Consider the following 17,863-nt stretch of genomic DNA (forward strand, 5'->3'; position numbering starts at 1 on the left):
AAGAGCAAGAAAAGTAAAAAAATGTTTCTCGAAAATACAGTAAATCATAAAGAACAATTTGGATGGATTGAAGTAATCTGCGGGTCAATGTTTTCGGGCAAAACCGAGGAACTTATCCGAAGATTGAAAAGAGCACAATTTGCAAAGCAAAAAGTGGAAATTTTCAAACCTACCATAGATACACGCTATAACGATGAAATGGTGGTTTCACACGATTCCAATGAAATTCGCTCTACACCTGTTCCCGCTGCCGCAAATATTGCGATATTGGCGCAAGGATGTGATGTGGTTGGCATTGACGAAGCACAATTTTTTGATGATGAAATCGTAAAAATTTGTAATGATTTGGCTAATCAAGGGATTCGCGTAATTGTTGCTGGATTGGATATGGATTTTAAAGGAAATCCTTTTGGACCAATGCCCGCTTTGATGGCAACAGCTGAATATGTTACGAAAGTGCACGCCGTTTGCACACGAACAGGAAATTTAGCCAATTATAGTTTTAGAAAAGCCGAAGGAGATAAACTCGTGATGCTTGGTGAAACCGAAGAATACGAACCTTTGAGTCGTGCAGCGTATTTTTATGCGATGAAAAAAAATCAGGAGAAAGAAGAAGTTGTCAAAAACAAATTGCCTTAATTGAGTTTAAGCACACAAAATATAGCCCCAATTATCAATGCCAAATGGTTTGAAAATTCAAATTCTTTTGAAATTGACCACATATCTATTGACAGTCGCTCCTTGCAAAATGGTGTAAATACCTTGTTTTTTGCCTTAGTTGGACCTAATAATAACGGACATATATACATTGAAGAATTAATTCAAAAAGGCGTTCAGAATTTTGTAGTTACTTCAATTCCTGAAAATTTAAAAGACAAAGCCAATTTTCTTTTGGTTGAAAATTCAATTGTAGCCTTACAAGAATTTGCTGCCTATTATCGCAATTTATACCATTTTCCAATTATTGGAGTTACCGGAAGCAACGGAAAAACAATTGTCAAAGAATGGCTGAACTTTCTTTTAAATCCAGATTATACGATAATTAGAAGCCCAAAAAGTTATAATTCACAAGTTGGCGTTCCATTATCTGTGATTTCTATCAATGAAAAACACAATTTAGGGATTTTTGAAGCGGGAATTTCCACGAGAAACGAAATGGAAAAGTTGGAGAAAATCATTCGCCCAACCATTGGGATTTTAACAAATATTGGAACGGCTCACGATGAAGGATTTGATAATTTAGGTGAAAAAATTAAAGAAAAATTAAAGCTTTTCGTTCATTCTGAAATTCTAATTTACAATAAAAACAAAACTGTTGAAGCGTTTGTAAATTCAAAAATAAAAACTTTTTCATGGAGTTGCAAAGAAGAAACTGCCGATGTTTTCATAAAAATCAAACCAATTTTAGACAAAACTGTATTACAAATACACTATTTAGGTTCTAAATTTGACATAAAAATACCTTTTCAAGATGATGCTTCTATAGAAAATGCGATACATTGTTTGATGGTTTTACTTTATTTAAAGTATGATTTTGAGACAATTGAACACCGAATGGAATTGCTTTTTCCTGTTGAAATGCGCTTGAAAGTAAAAAATGGAATTCATAATTCAACGCTAATTGACGACAGTTATAGTTCCGATTTTCAATCTTTGAAAATCGCGTTGGATTTCCTTGAAAGTCAAAAGCAATACAAGAAAAAAACCGTAATTCTTTCGGATATTTTTCAAAGTGGTTTAACCAATGAAGAGCTGTATTCCAAAGTTTCACAGTTGATACTTTCCAATAAAATCAACAAAGTAATTTGCATTGGTGAAACGATTTCAGAATATAAAAACAAATTTATAAACTCAACCGCTTTCAAAAATACGGAGGCATTTATTTCTGAATTTGACAGCCTAAATTTTGGCAATGAAACCATATTAATAAAGGGCGCACGGGTTTTTGAATTTGAAAAAATTGTGACGTTACTTGAAGAAAAAACACACGAAACCGTTCTTGAAATAAACCTAAATGCTATCAGTCACAACTTGAATTTTTATAAATCTAAGTTGAAACCAACCACAAAAATGATGGTTATGGTGAAAGCTTTTGGCTATGGAAATGGCGGATTTGAAATCGCCAAATTGTTAGAACATCACAACGTAGATTATTTGGGAGTGGCTTTCGCCGATGAAGGAATTGCGTTGAAAAATTCGGGAATTAAGATGCCAATTATGGTCTTAAATCCTGAAACCACTAGTTTTTCTGCAATTATCCAGCATCAATTGGAGCCCGAAATTTATAGTTTGAAAGGATTGAATTCGTTTTTGCAATTGGGAAAACAGAAAGAAATAAACGAATATCCAATTCATATAAAATTGGATACTGGAATGCATCGTTTGGGTTTTGAAGAAGAAAATATGGCTGATTTGATTTCGGTTTTGAAAGACAATAAATATGTGAAAGTGAAAAGTATTTTGTCCCATATGGCAACAAGCGACGCATTGGAACACCGAGATTTTGCACTTTCGCAAATTGATTTATTTGAAAAATTATCTTCAAAAATAATATCTGAATTACAAATAAACCCTATTCGTCATATTCTGAATACTTCTGGAATTAGTAATTTTCCTCAAGCGCAATATGATATGGTTCGACTTGGAATTGGTTTGTATGGCGTTTCAAATGATGCAAATGAGCAGCGTTTTTTAGAAAATGTAGGAACTTTGAAATCTATAATTTCACAAATCAGAACCATCGAAAAAGGCGAAAGCGTGGGTTATGGTAGGCGATTTGTAGCACAAAAAACTTCAAAAATTGCCACAATTCCTATTGGATATGCCGACGGAATTTCAAGAAATTGGGGAAATAGTTTGGGATTTGTAATGATTAACAATCAAAAAGCAACCATTATTGGTAGCATTTGTATGGATATGTTGATGGTTGACATCACAGAATTAAAGTGTCAGGAAGGCGATGAAGTGGTTTTATTTGGAGCAAATCTAACGGTTAGTTTCATCGCTGAAAAATTGGAAACAATTCCTTATGAAATTCTTACGAGCATTTCTCAAAGGGTGAAACGGGTTTTTTATCGGGAATAATCATTTAAAAATACATAAATATGGGAATGCTTAAAGAATTTAAAGCCTTTGCGATGAAGGGCAATGTCATCGATTTGGCGATCGGGGTAGTTATTGGTGCTGCATTCGGAAAAATTGTTAGCTCATTGATTGAAGATGTAATTACGCCTCTTATTTTGAAACCGGCATTAGAAACAGCAAAACTATCAGAAATTGAACAATTAGTGGCTTTTGGGGGTGTGAAATATGGAATATTTTTGTCTTCATTAATCAATTTTGTTATTATTGCCTTTGTGTTATTTTTGATTATAAAAGGAATAAATACTTATAAAAAGAAGCACGAACCTGAAGAAATTCCAGTTCCAAAAGGACCAACTCAAGAAGAATTATTGACTGAAATCAGAGATTTATTAAAAAAATAATACCGCTGCATTATATGTTCTAACTTAAACCACGTCAATAGCGTGGTTCTTTTTTGTTGTAAATATAACAATTTGTGATATTTTGTTAAGAGCGTTGTTTTGCATTTAATATTAAGTACTTTTGCAATGCAAATAAATTTAAAATTAGAATCGTATGAAAATTGCAGTTGTTGGTGCGACAGGAATGGTTGGAGAAATAATGCTTCAAGTTTTAGCAGAAAGAAATTTTCCGATAGCAGAATTAATACTCGTGGCTTCGGAAAAATCGGTTGGTAAAGAAATTGAATTCAAAGGGAAAAAATATAAAGTTGTAGGAATGCAAACGGCAGTTGACATGAAAGCCGATATTGCTTTATTTTCTGCGGGCGGAGAAACTTCTTTAGAATGGGCTTCAAAATTTGCAGCAGCAGGAACAACCGTAATTGACAATTCTTCAGCATGGAGAATGGACGCTACAAAAAAATTAATTGTCCCTGAAATCAATGCTTCAGAATTGACAAAGGAAGATAAAATTATTGCAAATCCAAATTGTTCTACCATTCAAATGGTTTTGGTTTTGGCACCATTGCATAAAAAATACAATATCAAACGGGTTATTGTTTCAACCTATCAATCCATAACGGGAACTGGAGTAAAGGCGGTTCAACAATTGGAAAATGAATATGCAGGAATTCAAGGCGAAATGGCATATAAATACCCTATTCACAGAAATGCAATTCCACAATGTGATAGTTTTGAAGACAACGGCTACACGAAAGAAGAAATGAAATTGGTTCGTGAAACCAAAAAAATATTAAGTGATAATTCCATAAAAGTGACTGCAACGGCGGTTCGTGTGCCAATTGTAGGCGGTCATAGCGAGGCCGTAAACGTAGAATTTACTTCTGATTTTGATGTAAATGAAGTGCGTTCTATTTTGCACCACACCTCTGGAGTTGTAGTTCAGGATAATAATGATACTTATACCTATCCGATGCCGATTTATGCGCAAGGAAAAGACGAAGTATTTGTAGGTAGAATTCGTCGGGATGAAAGTCAAGAAAACACCCTAAACATGTGGATTGTTGCCGATAATTTAAGAAAAGGTGCTGCAACAAATACGGTTCAAATTGCAGAATATTTAGTGGCAAACCAATTGGTATAATCCCACTTTTGCTGATTAACCGTTTATTTTACAAATCACAAACTTTGTTAAAATCAACGGTTTTCTAATTTCCTTTTTTAATTTAGCCTACGATGAAAAAGAAAATAATACATATCCATTTTTCTTTAGTGATTGCAATATTATTTTCAATAATGTTCCAATCATTTGATTCCTATTCTCACTTTAAAAAAGAACTCTCCGAACCAAAATGTGTGCATGAAAGTGACTCAAAGCAACAAATTACGCACCAACATCATTCGACGGAACATTGTTTCATCTGTAAATTTTCTTTTAGTGCAGCTGTAACTTCTGATTTTTTTATTTTTAAAACTCAAAGCAAACTAATTGCAATTCCTAATAGTTTCTTCTTTTCTGAAGTTTATTTATCTTTTACAGAAAATTCAAACCCGCTTCGTGGCCCACCCGTTTTTAATGTTTAATCTGAATTGAATCAGTTGTTTAACATGCTTATTGTTAAACTTTAATAACATTAAATCTTTCAAATGAAAAAAATATTAATAACCCTTTTCGTAGGGTTTTCAGCATTGCTAAATGCGCAAAATAAAATATCAGGAACCATAACAGACAAAGAAAACCAACCCATTAAAGGAGTTTCGGTGTTTGTTTCTGATTTGCATAAAAGTTCCTCCACGGATGAAAATGGAAAATACAGCGTTACGAATCTTCCATTGGGAAACATCAAAATTGCAATTTCAGCCCTTGGTTTTATAACTCAAAATAAAACGGTCACTATCCAAAGTGGTGAAAATAGTTTGAATTTAATTTTAGAACCTACTATTTTTCAAATGGACGAAGTGATAGTTGCAACTGCATTTAATAAATTACAATCACAAAATGTAATGAAAGTGGAGCACGAAAGTATGAAATCATTACAACAAAAAGGAACTTCAACTTTAATTGAAGGACTGGCAACAATTCCAGGTGTTTCACAAGTTTCAACAGGAACTTCCATTGGAAAACCTGTAATTCGTGGGTTAAGCGGGAATCGGGTTTTGGTGTATTCGCAGGGCATTCGGATGGAAAACCAACAATTCGGCGACGAGCACGGATTGGGATTAAATGATGCTGGCGTTGAAAGTGTTGAAGTTATCAAAGGGCCAGCTTCTTTGTTATATGGTTCTGATGCATTGGGGGGTGTTCTGTATTTTAACCCTGAAAAATTCGCAAAAACCAATACTTTTCAAGGCGATTTTAGTCAAAAATTATTTTCAAATACCTTAGGAAGCAATACTTCTTTGGGATTAAAAACCTCAACAGAAAATTGGAAATACATAGTTCGTGGAAGTTATAATTTACATTCTGATTATAAAATTTCAGATGGAAATCGAGTAACAAATACCAGATACAATGAGCAAGATTTCAAGACTGGAATTGGTTATAGCAACTCCAATTTTTCAAGTGTTTTAAGGTATAATTTTAATAAATTGGATTTAGGAATTACTGGAAATAACATAGCAGAACAAACAACAAATATCAACACCAATTATCCAAAGCAAGGCGTTTTTAACCATTTGTTGAGCTTAAATTCTACTGTTTTTTTTAAAAACTCTAAAATAGATATTGACTTGGGATTCATTTCAAATGATAGAAGTGAATTTATTGAAAGTGCTACTGCAAATTTGCACATGAAGTTGAAAACGATGAATTATGATTTGAAATACCATTTGCCAAAAATCAGCAACGTAGAATTTATTTTCGGAATTCAGGGAATGCGTCAAACCAATTTAAATTCAGGCATTGAATTCTTAATTCCTGATGCAACAACAAATGATTTTGGGGTTTTTGGAACTTCAAATTACGAATGGAAATCGAATGTTTTTCAAGCGGGAATTCGATTCGACAATCGGAATATTTCTAGCGAAAGTCACGGTATTTCTGGCAATGAAAGTTCGTTTGAAGGAATTAATAAAACATTTAATAGTATAAATGGATCGTTGGGTTACAAAACCAATTTAAAAGAAAATTTAACTTTGCGTCTCAATTTAGCGTCTGGATTCCGAGCCCCAAATTTAGCAGAACTAACTTCAAATGGTGTTCATGACGGAACAAACCGCTACGAAATTGGGAATAGTGCTTTAAAAACAGAGCAAAATGTTCAAACAGATTTGAACTTGGAATATAAAAACAGCCATTTTGAGTTTTTTGCAAATGGTTTTTACAATCACATCAACAACTATATTTATACAAATCCTTCGGGGTTAATTATTGCAGGAAATGATGTTTTTAATTATATTCAAAACAACGCAATCCTTTATGGTGGGGAGATGGGAATTCATTTACACCCACATCCTTTGGATTGGTTGCATTTTGAAAGTAGTTTTGAAAGCGTCACGGGTAAAAAAGAAAATGGAGATTACTTGCCATTAATCCCAGCAAATAATTGGAATAACACACTTCGTGCAGAATTTAATATTAAAAATTGGTTGAAAGATGGTTTTGCCACACTTAATGTTTCTGATACTTTTAACCAAAATAATGTAAGTGGCTTTGAAACAAAATCGAATGGTTATACTTTAGTAAATTTTGGAATTGGTGGCGATTTAAAATTTGGAAAAACGGCTTTTAATATCCATTTAAACGGAAATAATCTTTTAAATAAAAGTTATATAGCCCATTTATCAAGATTGAAAACTGATGGAATTCCAAACATTGGAAGAAATATAGTTTTGGGAATAAATTTCAATATTTAGAAAATAACAACCTATTTTTGTAGTATAAAACTAATCTCTAATGAAAACAATAATTTCACTAATGGCAATATCTGCTTCCGTAGCCTCATTTTGTCAAAATCAAAAGTTGGATTTACTTACCTATCCAGAAACCAAGAAAACAGAAACCACCGATACGTATTTCGGCACTGTAGTCAATGACCCGTATCGTTGGCTGGAAGACGATAAATCCAACGAAACAGGCTCTTGGGTCAAAGAAGAAAACAAATTAACTTTTGATTATTTGTCTAAAATTCCATTTAGAATTAAAATCAAAGAACGAATGGAAAAATTATGGAACTACGAAAAAATTTCCGCACCATTCAAAGAAGGCGACTACACTTATTTTTATAAAAATAATGGGTTGCAAAACCAATCAATCTTATACAGAACTAATAAATCCGGAAAAGAAGAACTCTTTTTGGACCCCAATACCTTTTCCTCCGATGCTACAACTTCACTTGATGCTGTCAGTTTTTCTAAGGACGGATCGTTACTTGCTTATTCAGTTTCTAAAGCTGGGAGCGATTGGAGAACGGTAATTTTAATAAATGCTAAAACAAAAAAAGAAGTAGATACAGCATTAATTGACGTGAAATTTAGCGGACTCTCATGGAAAGGAAACGAAGGAATTTTCTATTCTAGCTATGAAAAACCGAAAGGAAGTGAACTTTCCGCTAAAACTGATGAACACAAATTGTACTTCCACAAATTAGGAACCGCTCAAAAAACAGATGCAATTGTTTTTGGAGACAAAGAAAAACGACGCTATGTTGGCGGAAGTGTTTCTGATGACAACCGTTATTTGTTCATTTCTGCGGCAAATTCTACCTCTGGAAACGAACTTTATCTTAAAGATTTAAGTAAGCCAAATTCTGAAATTATCCCAATTGTAACCACATTTGATTTTGATGTGGATGTTATTGATAATTTAGGGTCGAAATTATATATTCTAACCAATATAAATGCGCCCAACAAAAGAATTGTTTGTGTAGACGCAAGTAATCCAAGTCAAGAAAATTGGGTTGATTTTATTCCAGAAACCGAAAACGTATTGTCTCCAAGTACCGGTGCGGGATTTATTTTTGCAACTTACATGAAAGACGCTATTTCAGTAGTGAAACAATACGATTACAAAGGGGCTTTAATTCGCGAAGTTGCTTTGCCGGGAATAGGAACTGCTTCTGGTTTTAACGGAAAAATCAAAGATGCCGAATTGTATTTCTCGTTTACCAATTATACCACGCCAGCCACTATTTATAGTTTTGACCCTAAAGAAGGCAGATTTTCTGTTTACAAAAAACCAGTTGTAGATTTCAAAAGTGAAAACTATATTTCTACCCAAGTATTCTATGCTTCCAAAGACGGAACGAAAATCCCTATGATTATTACCTGCAAAAAGGGATTAAAATTAGATGGGAAAAACCCTACTATTCTATATGGTTATGGCGGTTTCAATATTAGCTTAACCCCAAGTTTTAGTATTGCCAATGCCGTTTGGCTTGAAATGGGTGGGATTTATGCTGTTGCCAATATGCGTGGTGGTGGTGAATATGGTAAAAAATGGCATGATGCGGGAACGAAATTCCAAAAGCAAAATGTATTTGATGATTTTATCGCTGCTGCAGAATATTTAATTAATGAAAAATACACTTCCTCCGATTTCTTAGCTATCAAAGGCGGTTCAAACGGTGGACTATTAGTTGGAGCAGTCATGACACAAAGACCAAAATTGATGAAAGTTGCACTTCCTGCTGTTGGAGTTATGGACATGCTGCGGTATCACACCTTTACAGCTGGAGCCGGATGGGCATATGATTATGGAACTTCAGAAGATTCAAAAGAAATGTTTGACTATATCTATGGTTATTCTCCAGTTCAAAATGTAAAACTAGGCACCAATTATCCCGCGACATTAATAACTACGGGAGATCATGATGATCGAGTTGTACCTGCACATAGTTTCAAATTTGCCGCAGAATTACAAGCAAAACAAGCGGGAACAAATCCGGTTTTAATTCGGATAGAAACCAATGCGGGCCATGGCGCTGGAAAACCTGTTTCGAAAACGATAGAGGAAGCTTCAGATGTGCAAGCCTTTACGCTGTATAATATGGGATTCAAGGAATTGCCTAAATAAAAAATTCTTTTGTACATAAAAAAAGCAGACTAATCTCTATTAGTCTGCTTTTTTAATAATCCAGTTTCCCAATATATCGCATTACTCGAACTATTTTATCTTTTCGGTTATTAATATAAACCGTAGAGTTTGAAGCTTTATATTTTCTTGGATTGGGTAATATTGCAGCAATTCCAGCGGCTTCTTTAGCAGTAAGATTGGAAGCATCCTTTCGATACCAATATTCAGCTGCTGCTTGTGCTCCATAAATTCCGTTGCCCATTTCAATGGAATTTAAATAAACTTCCATAATTCTTTCCTTGCCCCAAATCAATTCAATTAAAACTGTAAAATAGGCTTCAAATCCTTTACGGATATAACTTCGCCCTTGCCAAAGGAAAACATTTTTAGCCGTTTGTTGTGAAATGGTACTTCCTCCTTTAATTTTTCTCCCTTTCTGGTTGTTTTTTAAAGCTTTTTGCATCGCCGTAAAATCAAATCCGTAGTGGATTAAAAAGGTTCCGTCTTCACTAGCAATTACTGCTTTTTGTAAATTTTTTGATATGTTTTCTATTGGAATCCAATTGTGATTGCAAAACATTTCTTTTCCCGCCAATTTATTTTCAACCGCTCTTGAAACCATTAAAGGCGTAAAAGGTACTGGTACAAACTTGAATACAACAACAATTCCTATTGAGATTCCTAAAAACCAAAGAAAAATTCTAAAAACTATTCGGGTAAATTTTTTCCACATATAAATTATATTAAATCGGCCAATTCTGTACCAATTAAACTGCCAATTGCAACTCCCATTCCGCCCAATCGAACACCGCAATAAACATTTTCGGAAAGTGCTTCAACTATTGGATTTTTGGTTGTTCCCAAACCCATAATTCCGCTCCAACGGTGTTCTATTTTGAATTCTTGATGGGGTAAAATTACTTCTTTTAATAATTTTTCCAATCGGTTTTGGATTAATTCTGTTTCACCAAATTCAGAAGTGGTTTCTCCTTCAAAATCCAAATTTCTACCACCGCCAATCAATATTCTATCGCCAATATTTCTAAAATAATAATAGCCTTTGTCTAAATGGAAAGTGCCTTTTATATTCAAATTTGGAATAGGTTCTGTAATTAAAACTTGTGCACGAGCTGGTTTTACTTGCCCTTTTGTAATTTCAGCAGCGAAACCATTGGTTGCAAAAAGTATTTTTTTAGTCTTGAAATTAAAATCTCCAAGCGCCACTTCCACAGTAGTTCCATTGTCATAAAATGAAGTTACTGTTTGTTGATTCAAAATCAAAATATCATTTGAAATGGCTTGTTTTACCAATTCCTGCATCATATTTCCAGTGTCAATCTGACCTTCAAAAGGATTGAAAATCACACTTTCATGAATGCCATTAAATCCGAAACGATTTATTTCTTTGGCGAAAACATCGGATTTAAATAGCGGATTCAATATTTCATTGATGAAGGAAAGCTTGTTCAAACATTCGATATAAGTTGCTTCGTGTTCCTTTAAAAACATTTCGTAACCGCCAAATGGTTTGTAATCTAATTTTTTATCACCAACTCTTTTTCTTAATAATTGCAACCCAATTTGTCTTTTTTGAATCAATTGGATCACTTCTTCTTCAGAATGTGATTTTAAATCATCAATGATTTCGGAAAGACTTCCAAAACAGGCAAAACCTGCATTTTTAGTACTAGCTCCTTGCGGTAATATTCCTTTTTCAAGCACTAATATTTTACTTTCTGGAAAGCGTTCGCGCAATCTCAATGCGGCATGCAAACCAACAATTCCACTGCCAACAACTGTGTAATCTACATTGGTAAACCAATTTTTTATTTCCCAATAACTGAGTTGCATCATTTTTATTTCAAATGTAATTAAATATACGTTATGAAAAATATAAATACTATTGATTCTAGATTCAACAATTCAATTTGATAGTCTTTATTATAATAAAAAACTGTACTTTTAAACCTTGAATAAAACTTTTTTAACTATGAAAAAATTACTGATTTTAACTTTAATCACAATGAGTATAAATGCTGTTGCTCAAAATGTCATGTCGCCAGAATTGCTTTGGAAATTAGGAAGACTGTCTTCATTAGGGATTTCGAAGGACGATAAAAATATTATTTATAAAGTTTCAACGCCTTCTGTTGAAGAAAATAAATCGAGTTCAAAATATTATTCCATTCCTGTAAATGGCGGAAATGCAACAGAAATAACGGATTATAAATCGCGTTTATTGGATAAAAATAGTTCTCCTGATGGAAAATTTACGGTTTATAATGAAGAAGTAAAAATCGATAAAGTTCACGGAAAAGATTTCTATCCTAATTTGGATAAATCCAATGTTCAAATCTATAACGGATTGGATTATCGCCATTGGGACACTTGGAACGAAGGAAAATTCAATCACGTTTTTTATAAAGCAAACACTGAAAATTCTGTTGGAATTGACATTATGAAAGACGAAAATTTCGATGCTCCTCAAAAACCATTTGGTGGCGATGAAGATTATATTTGGTCTACAGACAGCAAAAGTATTTTGTATGTTTCCAAGAAAAAATCGGGAACGGCTTATGCAATTTCTACCAATACGAACATCTACGAGTACAACCTTGAAACAGGAAAAACAGAAAATAGAACGGAAAGCAATTTGGGATATGACACCAATCCAACATTTTCTCCTAAAGGAAATTTGACGTGGTTGCAAATGAAACGCGACGGTTACGAAGCCGATAAAAACGATATTATTGTCAATTTTAAAGGGACAAATGTAAACCTTACGGCAAATTGGGACGGAAGTGTAGAAAGTTTTATTTGGAGTAAAGACGGTAAAAATGTCTATTTTCAAGCGCCAATTGATGGAACACTTCAATTATTTGTAGTTGATTTTCCAGGTTTAACCAAAAAATTACCGCAAGTCGTTCAAGTTACCAATGGTGATTTTGATGTGTCAGGATTGGTTGGAATTGTAGGCGATAAAATCATTTTAACGCGTTCAGACATGAACCACGCAGCAGAATTGTATTCGTATGATTTGAAGAAAAAAGTATGGAATCAATTGTCAAATGTGAATACAGCAACCTACTCATCATTGGCGTTAAGCAAAACAGAACGACGCTATGTAACCACAACCGACGGTAAAAAAATGCTGGTTTGGGTAATTTTACCTCCTAATTTTGATGCGTCAAAAAAATACCCAACGCTTTTATATTGCCAAGGCGGACCACAATCGCCATTGACACAATTTTACTCTTTCCGATGGAATTTTCAATTAATGGCTGCTAATGGGTACATCGTTGTAGCGCCAAACCGAAGAGGAATGCAAGGTCACGGGGTAGAATGGAATGAGCAAATTAGTAAAGATTGGGGCGGGCAAGTTATGAACGATTACCTTTCGGCGATTGATGATGTGGCCAAAGAAAGTTATGTTGACAAAGCAAGATTGGGTTGTGTTGGAGCGAGTTACGGAGGTTATTCCGCATTTTATTTGGCAGGAATTCACAACAACAGATTCAAGACTTTTATCGCTCACGATGGCGTTTTTAACACTCAAAGTATGTTTGGAACTACCGAAGAAGTATTCTTTAACAATTGGGATTTTGGTGGTGCTTACTGGGAAAAAGACAACAAAGTAGCGCAAAAAACCTATACTGATTTCAATCCCGCAAGCCATGTGGATAAATGGAATACCCCAATATTAATTATCCAAGGTGGAATTGATTTTAGAGTGCCAATTGGTCAATCGCAGGAGGCATTTCAAGCTGCGCAATTGCGAGGGATTAAAAGTAGATTTCTATACTTCCCAGAAGAAAACCATTGGGTTTTGAAACCACAAAACGCACAGGTTTGGCAAAAAGAATTTTACAAATGGTTGAAAGAAACATTATAAAAAAATAAGATTAAAATGCAAAACCACGGATTCGTTCCGTGGTTTTTTATTACGTCATCCTTCGTACCTTTGCATTTTAGAATTTGAAAATGAAAATGAAATTTACCTATCCAAAAGCAGAAAAGCTAAAAAGCAAAACCACCATCGATTTACTTTTTTCAAAAGGAAAATCAATAGCAAAATATCCGTTGCGATTGGTATATATTGCAGGGGATTTTGGGGAGAATACACCAATTAAAATAGGTGTTTCTGTTTCTAAAAAACATTTCAAAAATGCCGTTGATAGAAATTATTTCAAACGCGTGCTCCGCGAAACCTATCGGCTGAACAAGCATTTGTTGTTGGATAATTTAGACGAACCTTATGCATTTATGTTTTTATACCAAACAAAAGACCGCTTGACTTATGAAGAAATCAATAAAAAAACGATTCAATTGTTCGAGAAGTTTTTGACAGCAATAAAAAGCGAGGAAGTATAGAAAGTTTATAATTATAAATAATTTATCATTGTCATTTAAAGTTAATTCGTATTTTCGTTAGCAATAAATTCTAAAGTTAATAAATGTACACTTTCCCTAAAAAACGATATATACTTCCCATAGTAGCAAGTGGTTTACTTTTTATTGGCGCAAGCTTCAAGGAAGATTTTTTTGAAGTTGCCAAACAAATAGAAATCTTCACCACATTGTTCAAAGCGGTAAATATGAATTATGTTGACAATACCAATCCGGGCGAATTAATGGACAAAGCTATCAAAAGCATGTTGGCCGGTTTGGACCCCTACACCAATTATTTTAATGAGCAGGATGTTGTGAAATTCAAAATCAACAACACCGGTGAATACACTGGAATTGGCGCTGTGATTACTCGAAAAGAAACCAAACTAATCATAAAAGAAGTATATAAAAATTATCCGGCTGACAAAGCTGGGTTAAAAGGAGGCGATGAAATTGTCCAAATTGGCGATATTCTTCTAGCCGATTTCAAAGAAGATGCAAGTGAATTATTGAAAGGTGGAAAAAATGCTAAAGTGGATATTAAATACAACCGCCAAGGCAAAACGCTATCGGCACAATTGGTATTGGAAGAAGTAGATTTGAAAGCAGTTCCGTTTTTTGGGAAAATAGACGATAAAACAGGCTACATTGTTTTGAATCAATTTACGAATAAAGCATCAACACAGGTAAAAGAAGCATTAGAACAATTGAAAAGAGAAGGTGCAGAGAAAATTATTTTAGATTTACGAGGAAATCCCGGCGGACTTTTAAACGAAGCTGTTGCTATTTGTAATCTTTTTGTCCCGAAAAATGAGATTATTGTTACCACAAAATCAAAAATTGAAAAACATAATACTACTTTTAAAACTACTCGAGACCCAATTGATACTGAAATTCCTTTGGTGGTAATTGTAAATGGAAAAAGTGCTTCTGCTTCCGAAATTGTGGCTGGAGCATTACAGGATTTAGATCGAGCGGTAATAATTGGAAGTCGTAGTTTTGGAAAAGGATTGGTGCAACGACCAATTGATTTGTGTTATGGAACCCAAATTAAAATTACAATTTCTCGATATTACACCCCTTCTGGACGCTGTATTCAAGCGTTAGATTATTCCCACAAAGACAAAGATGGCAAAGCAATTCGCACGGCATCAACTGATTATAACGCTTTTAAAACCCGAAAAGGGCGGACCGTTTTTGATGGCGGAGGAATTCTTCCTGATGTTGTTATGGACGAAACCAAACTCAGTACTATTTCGGATGCGTTGGTAAAAAATGAAGGTATTTTTAATTTCGTAACCAATTATTATTACAAAAATCCAAATTTAGGAACTACAATTCCCACAATTACCGATGCTGATTTCGTCGCTTTTAAAACTTTTTTAAAGACGGAAAATTTCTCATTTGATACAGAAACTGAATTGGCATTAAAAAAGACATTGGCAGTTGCAAAAAAAGAAAATTTAGATACTTCAATTGCAGTTGAATACCAACAATTGCTTTCTGCATTGCAAAAAAGTGAAGAAAATGTATTAAATCAAAACCAAAAAGAAATTAAAAACTTGATTTTGGACGAAATCATCAAACGCTACCAATACAAAGAAGGATTGTATTTGTATTACACAAAAAACAATTCTGAAATTAAAAAAGCTGTTAAAATTTTAACCAATCAATTGGAATACAATAACATATTAAAAAATTAATTATGCGCTTTTTGAAATTTATTCCGATTTTGTTTTGTGGTTTATTATATGCTCAAGATGAGGTGGTGCAATCGGTATATTTTGAATTCGATAAGTTCAACTTGGATGAAAAGCAAGGCAAAGCGGTTATTGATTATATCCAAAAAACGGATTCTACAAGGATAGAATCAGTGCAAATATTTGGATATACAGATGACGTAGGCAAAGACGCCTATAATTTTAAATTATCGTCTAACCGAGCAAATACCATCAAGGAAATGCTTTTAAATAACGGTATCAAAAATAAAATTATTGTAACTATTGAAGGTAAAGGCCGCATATTGATTGATGACGATATGGTTGAAAATTTACCTGAAAAACGTTCGAAAAATCGTAGAGTGGACGTTGTGTTAAACCTAAAAGAACTTCCCAAAATTGAACTTCCAGGGTTTTATAACTCCATTCAAAAGAAGCAAATTGTTGGCGATCATATTTATCTTGACAACCTATTATTTGAAAGAGGAAGCAGTAAATTAGAGTTTAAAGCCAAAACACAATTAGACAAAATTGCTCGGGATTTAATGAAATACAAAAATATTGAATTCGAAATACAAGGACATGTTTGCTGTACTCCGCTGTATCAAAAAGAGGCAATTGACCGAGAAACAAGAAAAAGAGAACTTTCAACTAATAGAGCAGGATCTGTTTATAAATACTTGCTTTTTAGGCGAATTTCAAAAGACAGAATGACCTTTAAAGGATATGGAAATAGTGTACCGCTAGGTAAAGGTCCAGAATATGATAGACGCGTAGAGCTTTTAATTACAAAAATTTAGACCTTAATTTTCATTTCTATGTGTGGAATATCGTCTTCTAAATACATTTCTGAAGTTTGGATAAACCCATGTGTTTCATAAAATTTCTTTAGGTACAATTGAGCGGAAATAGTAATATTTTCCTCTTTGAAATGCCTTTTAATTTCATCAATTCCTTGTTCTATTAGCTCGTGTCCAAATTTTCTGTCACGGTAATTTGCCGCTACAACAACTCTCCCAATAGAAGAAGAATCAAAATAATCACCGGCTTTAAAAAGTCTTGAATAGGCAATTATTTCACCATCACACTCTCCAAAAAGATGCAATGCTTTTTGATCTTTATTGTCTAAATCTTGATAAACGCAGTTTTGTTCGACAACAAAAATTTCGGAACGCAATCTCAATATTTGATATAATTCGACAACAGAAAGTGCATCAAATTTTTTCGTTACCCATTTAATTGGCATAATTTTTTATTTATTTTTTTATGAATTTCACCGATTTAATTATCGCTTCCAATTCAAACATTAAGTCTCTTTTTTTCTTAGATGGCGCATAGCAAAATCCTTCCAAAACTAACATTCTTCGGTTTTTATAGTCTGTAATACAATAATTTATGAACGGTCCAGACATAAAATCATTTTTCATTTCCCAAGTTCCTTTCGTTTCATAGGTGATTCTTCCGTCTAATTTTATGTTGAAAAAATAGGGGGAATAGGCTTGCTCGGTAATCATTTTTGAATGCCGTTCCATTCCGTGAATATAAAGAGAACCGATGGAATCTCTCATTTTGATAATAGTATTAATCACACTCGAATTAGGATGATTTTCGATGTTATTGATAGGTATTTGGTAAATTAAAATACTTGTACTTCCGCCAGTTATTTCTTTTTTAAACCATATAAATTTCTTGCGAGTCAAAACGCTATTGTACCCTTTTGGAATATTTAAAGCAATTTTGAACTTCTTTTTTATTCGCTCGGTTTTAATCAGTGCTGTATCGTTAATTCTTTGGTTTTCTGTGATTTCTGTTTGACGCATTATCTGAATTATTTCAGGCGTATGCTTTTCGATAGTATCGATGATTTCTATCGTATTTCGTCCTGAAATATAAAATACATTTTGAGGTGTAGCAAATTCATTCTTTTTAATTTCAAACCGGCCAACAGCTTCTTTTTTTATTACAATACTGTTTCTGCTATTTACTACAAATCCTTCTAAAAATTTAATAGGATATTGATTTATGGTGAATTGAGGTTCTTCTTGCGGTAGTCCAATAACCAATGAAGCAAACTTGTTTCGGACACTGTCTCCTATTTCCCCTTTCCACAATTGATCGTCTATAAGTATGGAAATAGTGTTGATTTCGCCCGTAGTTTTTTCAGTGGAAGTATCTCTTTTGTTATTGCACGAAACAAAAAATGCAGCCGTTAAAAGCAAAAAAAAATGGACTTTATTCATAATATATAAATGAATTTA

15 protein-coding genes are annotated in these 17,863 nt (G+C 33.6%); 11 read left to right on the forward strand and 4 right to left on the reverse strand.

Features of this window, described 5'->3' with window-relative positions; all coding sequences use genetic code 11:
- Window positions 1-21 precede the first annotated feature (21 nt).
- The 7 genes from AC9UEH_RS01050 (at window position 22) to AC9UEH_RS01080 (ending at window position 9,498) form a co-directional block, all read left to right on the forward strand.
- Window positions 22-639, forward strand: a complete 618-nt coding sequence (locus AC9UEH_RS01050) for a thymidine kinase (protein ID WP_509527609.1) — start codon at window positions 22-24, stop codon at window positions 637-639.
- Window positions 640-3,084 carry a bifunctional UDP-N-acetylmuramoyl-tripeptide:D-alanyl-D-alanine ligase/alanine racemase gene (locus AC9UEH_RS01055; RefSeq protein WP_509527612.1) on the forward strand — a complete coding sequence of 815 codons (2,445 nt, stop codon included), beginning with the start codon at window positions 640-642 and terminating at the stop codon, window positions 3,082-3,084.
- A 20-nt stretch (window positions 3,085-3,104) separates the two neighbouring features.
- Window positions 3,105-3,485: a large conductance mechanosensitive channel protein MscL gene (mscL, locus tag AC9UEH_RS01060; RefSeq protein WP_509527615.1), complete on the forward strand. Its 381-nt coding sequence runs from the start codon at window positions 3,105-3,107 to the stop codon at window positions 3,483-3,485.
- A 154-nt stretch (window positions 3,486-3,639) separates the two neighbouring features.
- Entirely contained in the window at window positions 3,640-4,629 is a 990-nt protein-coding gene (locus AC9UEH_RS01065; RefSeq protein ID WP_509527617.1) for an aspartate-semialdehyde dehydrogenase, read from the forward strand.
- 92 nt (window positions 4,630-4,721) lie between these two features.
- Complete coding sequence (locus tag AC9UEH_RS01070; protein ID WP_509527619.1) at window positions 4,722-5,069, forward strand: hypothetical protein; 348 nt, start codon at window positions 4,722-4,724, stop codon at window positions 5,067-5,069.
- 63 nt (window positions 5,070-5,132) lie between these two features.
- Complete coding sequence (locus AC9UEH_RS01075; protein ID WP_509527621.1) at window positions 5,133-7,340, forward strand: TonB-dependent receptor; 2,208 nt, start codon at window positions 5,133-5,135, stop codon at window positions 7,338-7,340.
- A 40-nt stretch (window positions 7,341-7,380) separates the two neighbouring features.
- Window positions 7,381-9,498 (forward strand): prolyl oligopeptidase family serine peptidase, encoded by a 2,118-nt coding sequence (locus tag AC9UEH_RS01080; protein ID WP_509527624.1) that lies wholly within the window; start codon window positions 7,381-7,383, stop codon window positions 9,496-9,498.
- A gap of 52 nt (window positions 9,499-9,550) precedes the next feature.
- Here AC9UEH_RS01080 and mtgA read toward each other — a convergent pair whose 3' ends face one another.
- Window positions 9,551-10,231: a monofunctional biosynthetic peptidoglycan transglycosylase gene (gene mtgA, locus AC9UEH_RS01085; protein WP_509527626.1), complete on the reverse strand. Its 681-nt coding sequence runs from the start codon at window positions 10,229-10,231 to the stop codon at window positions 9,551-9,553.
- 5 nt (window positions 10,232-10,236) lie between these two features.
- Window positions 10,237-11,349, reverse strand: a complete 1,113-nt coding sequence (locus AC9UEH_RS01090) for an NAD(P)/FAD-dependent oxidoreductase (protein WP_509527843.1) — start codon at window positions 11,347-11,349, stop codon at window positions 10,237-10,239.
- 139 nt (window positions 11,350-11,488) lie between these two features.
- Between AC9UEH_RS01090 and AC9UEH_RS01095 the strand changes: the two genes are divergently transcribed.
- The 4 genes from AC9UEH_RS01095 to AC9UEH_RS01110 all read left to right on the forward strand — a co-directional run bounded on the left by AC9UEH_RS01095 (window position 11,489) and on the right by AC9UEH_RS01110 (window position 16,405).
- Complete coding sequence (locus tag AC9UEH_RS01095; RefSeq protein ID WP_509527628.1) at window positions 11,489-13,390, forward strand: S9 family peptidase; 1,902 nt, start codon at window positions 11,489-11,491, stop codon at window positions 13,388-13,390.
- 95 nt (window positions 13,391-13,485) lie between these two features.
- Window positions 13,486-13,869: a ribonuclease P protein component gene (gene rnpA / locus AC9UEH_RS01100; RefSeq protein ID WP_509527845.1), complete on the forward strand. Its 384-nt coding sequence runs from the start codon at window positions 13,486-13,488 to the stop codon at window positions 13,867-13,869.
- A gap of 83 nt (window positions 13,870-13,952) precedes the next feature.
- A complete protein-coding gene (locus tag AC9UEH_RS01105; protein ID WP_509527631.1) occupies window positions 13,953-15,590 on the forward strand; it encodes a S41 family peptidase in 1,638 nt (545 codons plus the stop codon).
- A 2-nt stretch (window positions 15,591-15,592) separates the two neighbouring features.
- Window positions 15,593-16,405: an OmpA family protein gene (locus tag AC9UEH_RS01110; protein WP_509527633.1), complete on the forward strand. Its 813-nt coding sequence runs from the start codon at window positions 15,593-15,595 to the stop codon at window positions 16,403-16,405.
- On the opposite strand, the gene AC9UEH_RS01115 is transcribed toward AC9UEH_RS01110, so the two are convergent.
- Window positions 16,402-16,851 carry a GNAT family N-acetyltransferase gene (locus AC9UEH_RS01115; protein ID WP_509527635.1) on the reverse strand — a complete coding sequence of 150 codons (450 nt, stop codon included), beginning with the start codon at window positions 16,849-16,851 and terminating at the stop codon, window positions 16,402-16,404. The genes AC9UEH_RS01110 and AC9UEH_RS01115 overlap by 4 nt on opposite strands.
- Window positions 16,852-16,861: 10 nt before the next feature.
- A complete protein-coding gene (locus tag AC9UEH_RS01120) occupies window positions 16,862-17,845 on the reverse strand; it encodes a DUF4837 family protein (RefSeq protein WP_509527638.1) in 984 nt (327 codons plus the stop codon).
- Window positions 17,846-17,863: the final 18 nt, after the last annotated feature.

This window comes from Flavobacterium sp. (assembly GCF_040402835.1).
Classification (GTDB): domain Bacteria; phylum Bacteroidota; class Bacteroidia; order Flavobacteriales; family Flavobacteriaceae; genus Flavobacterium.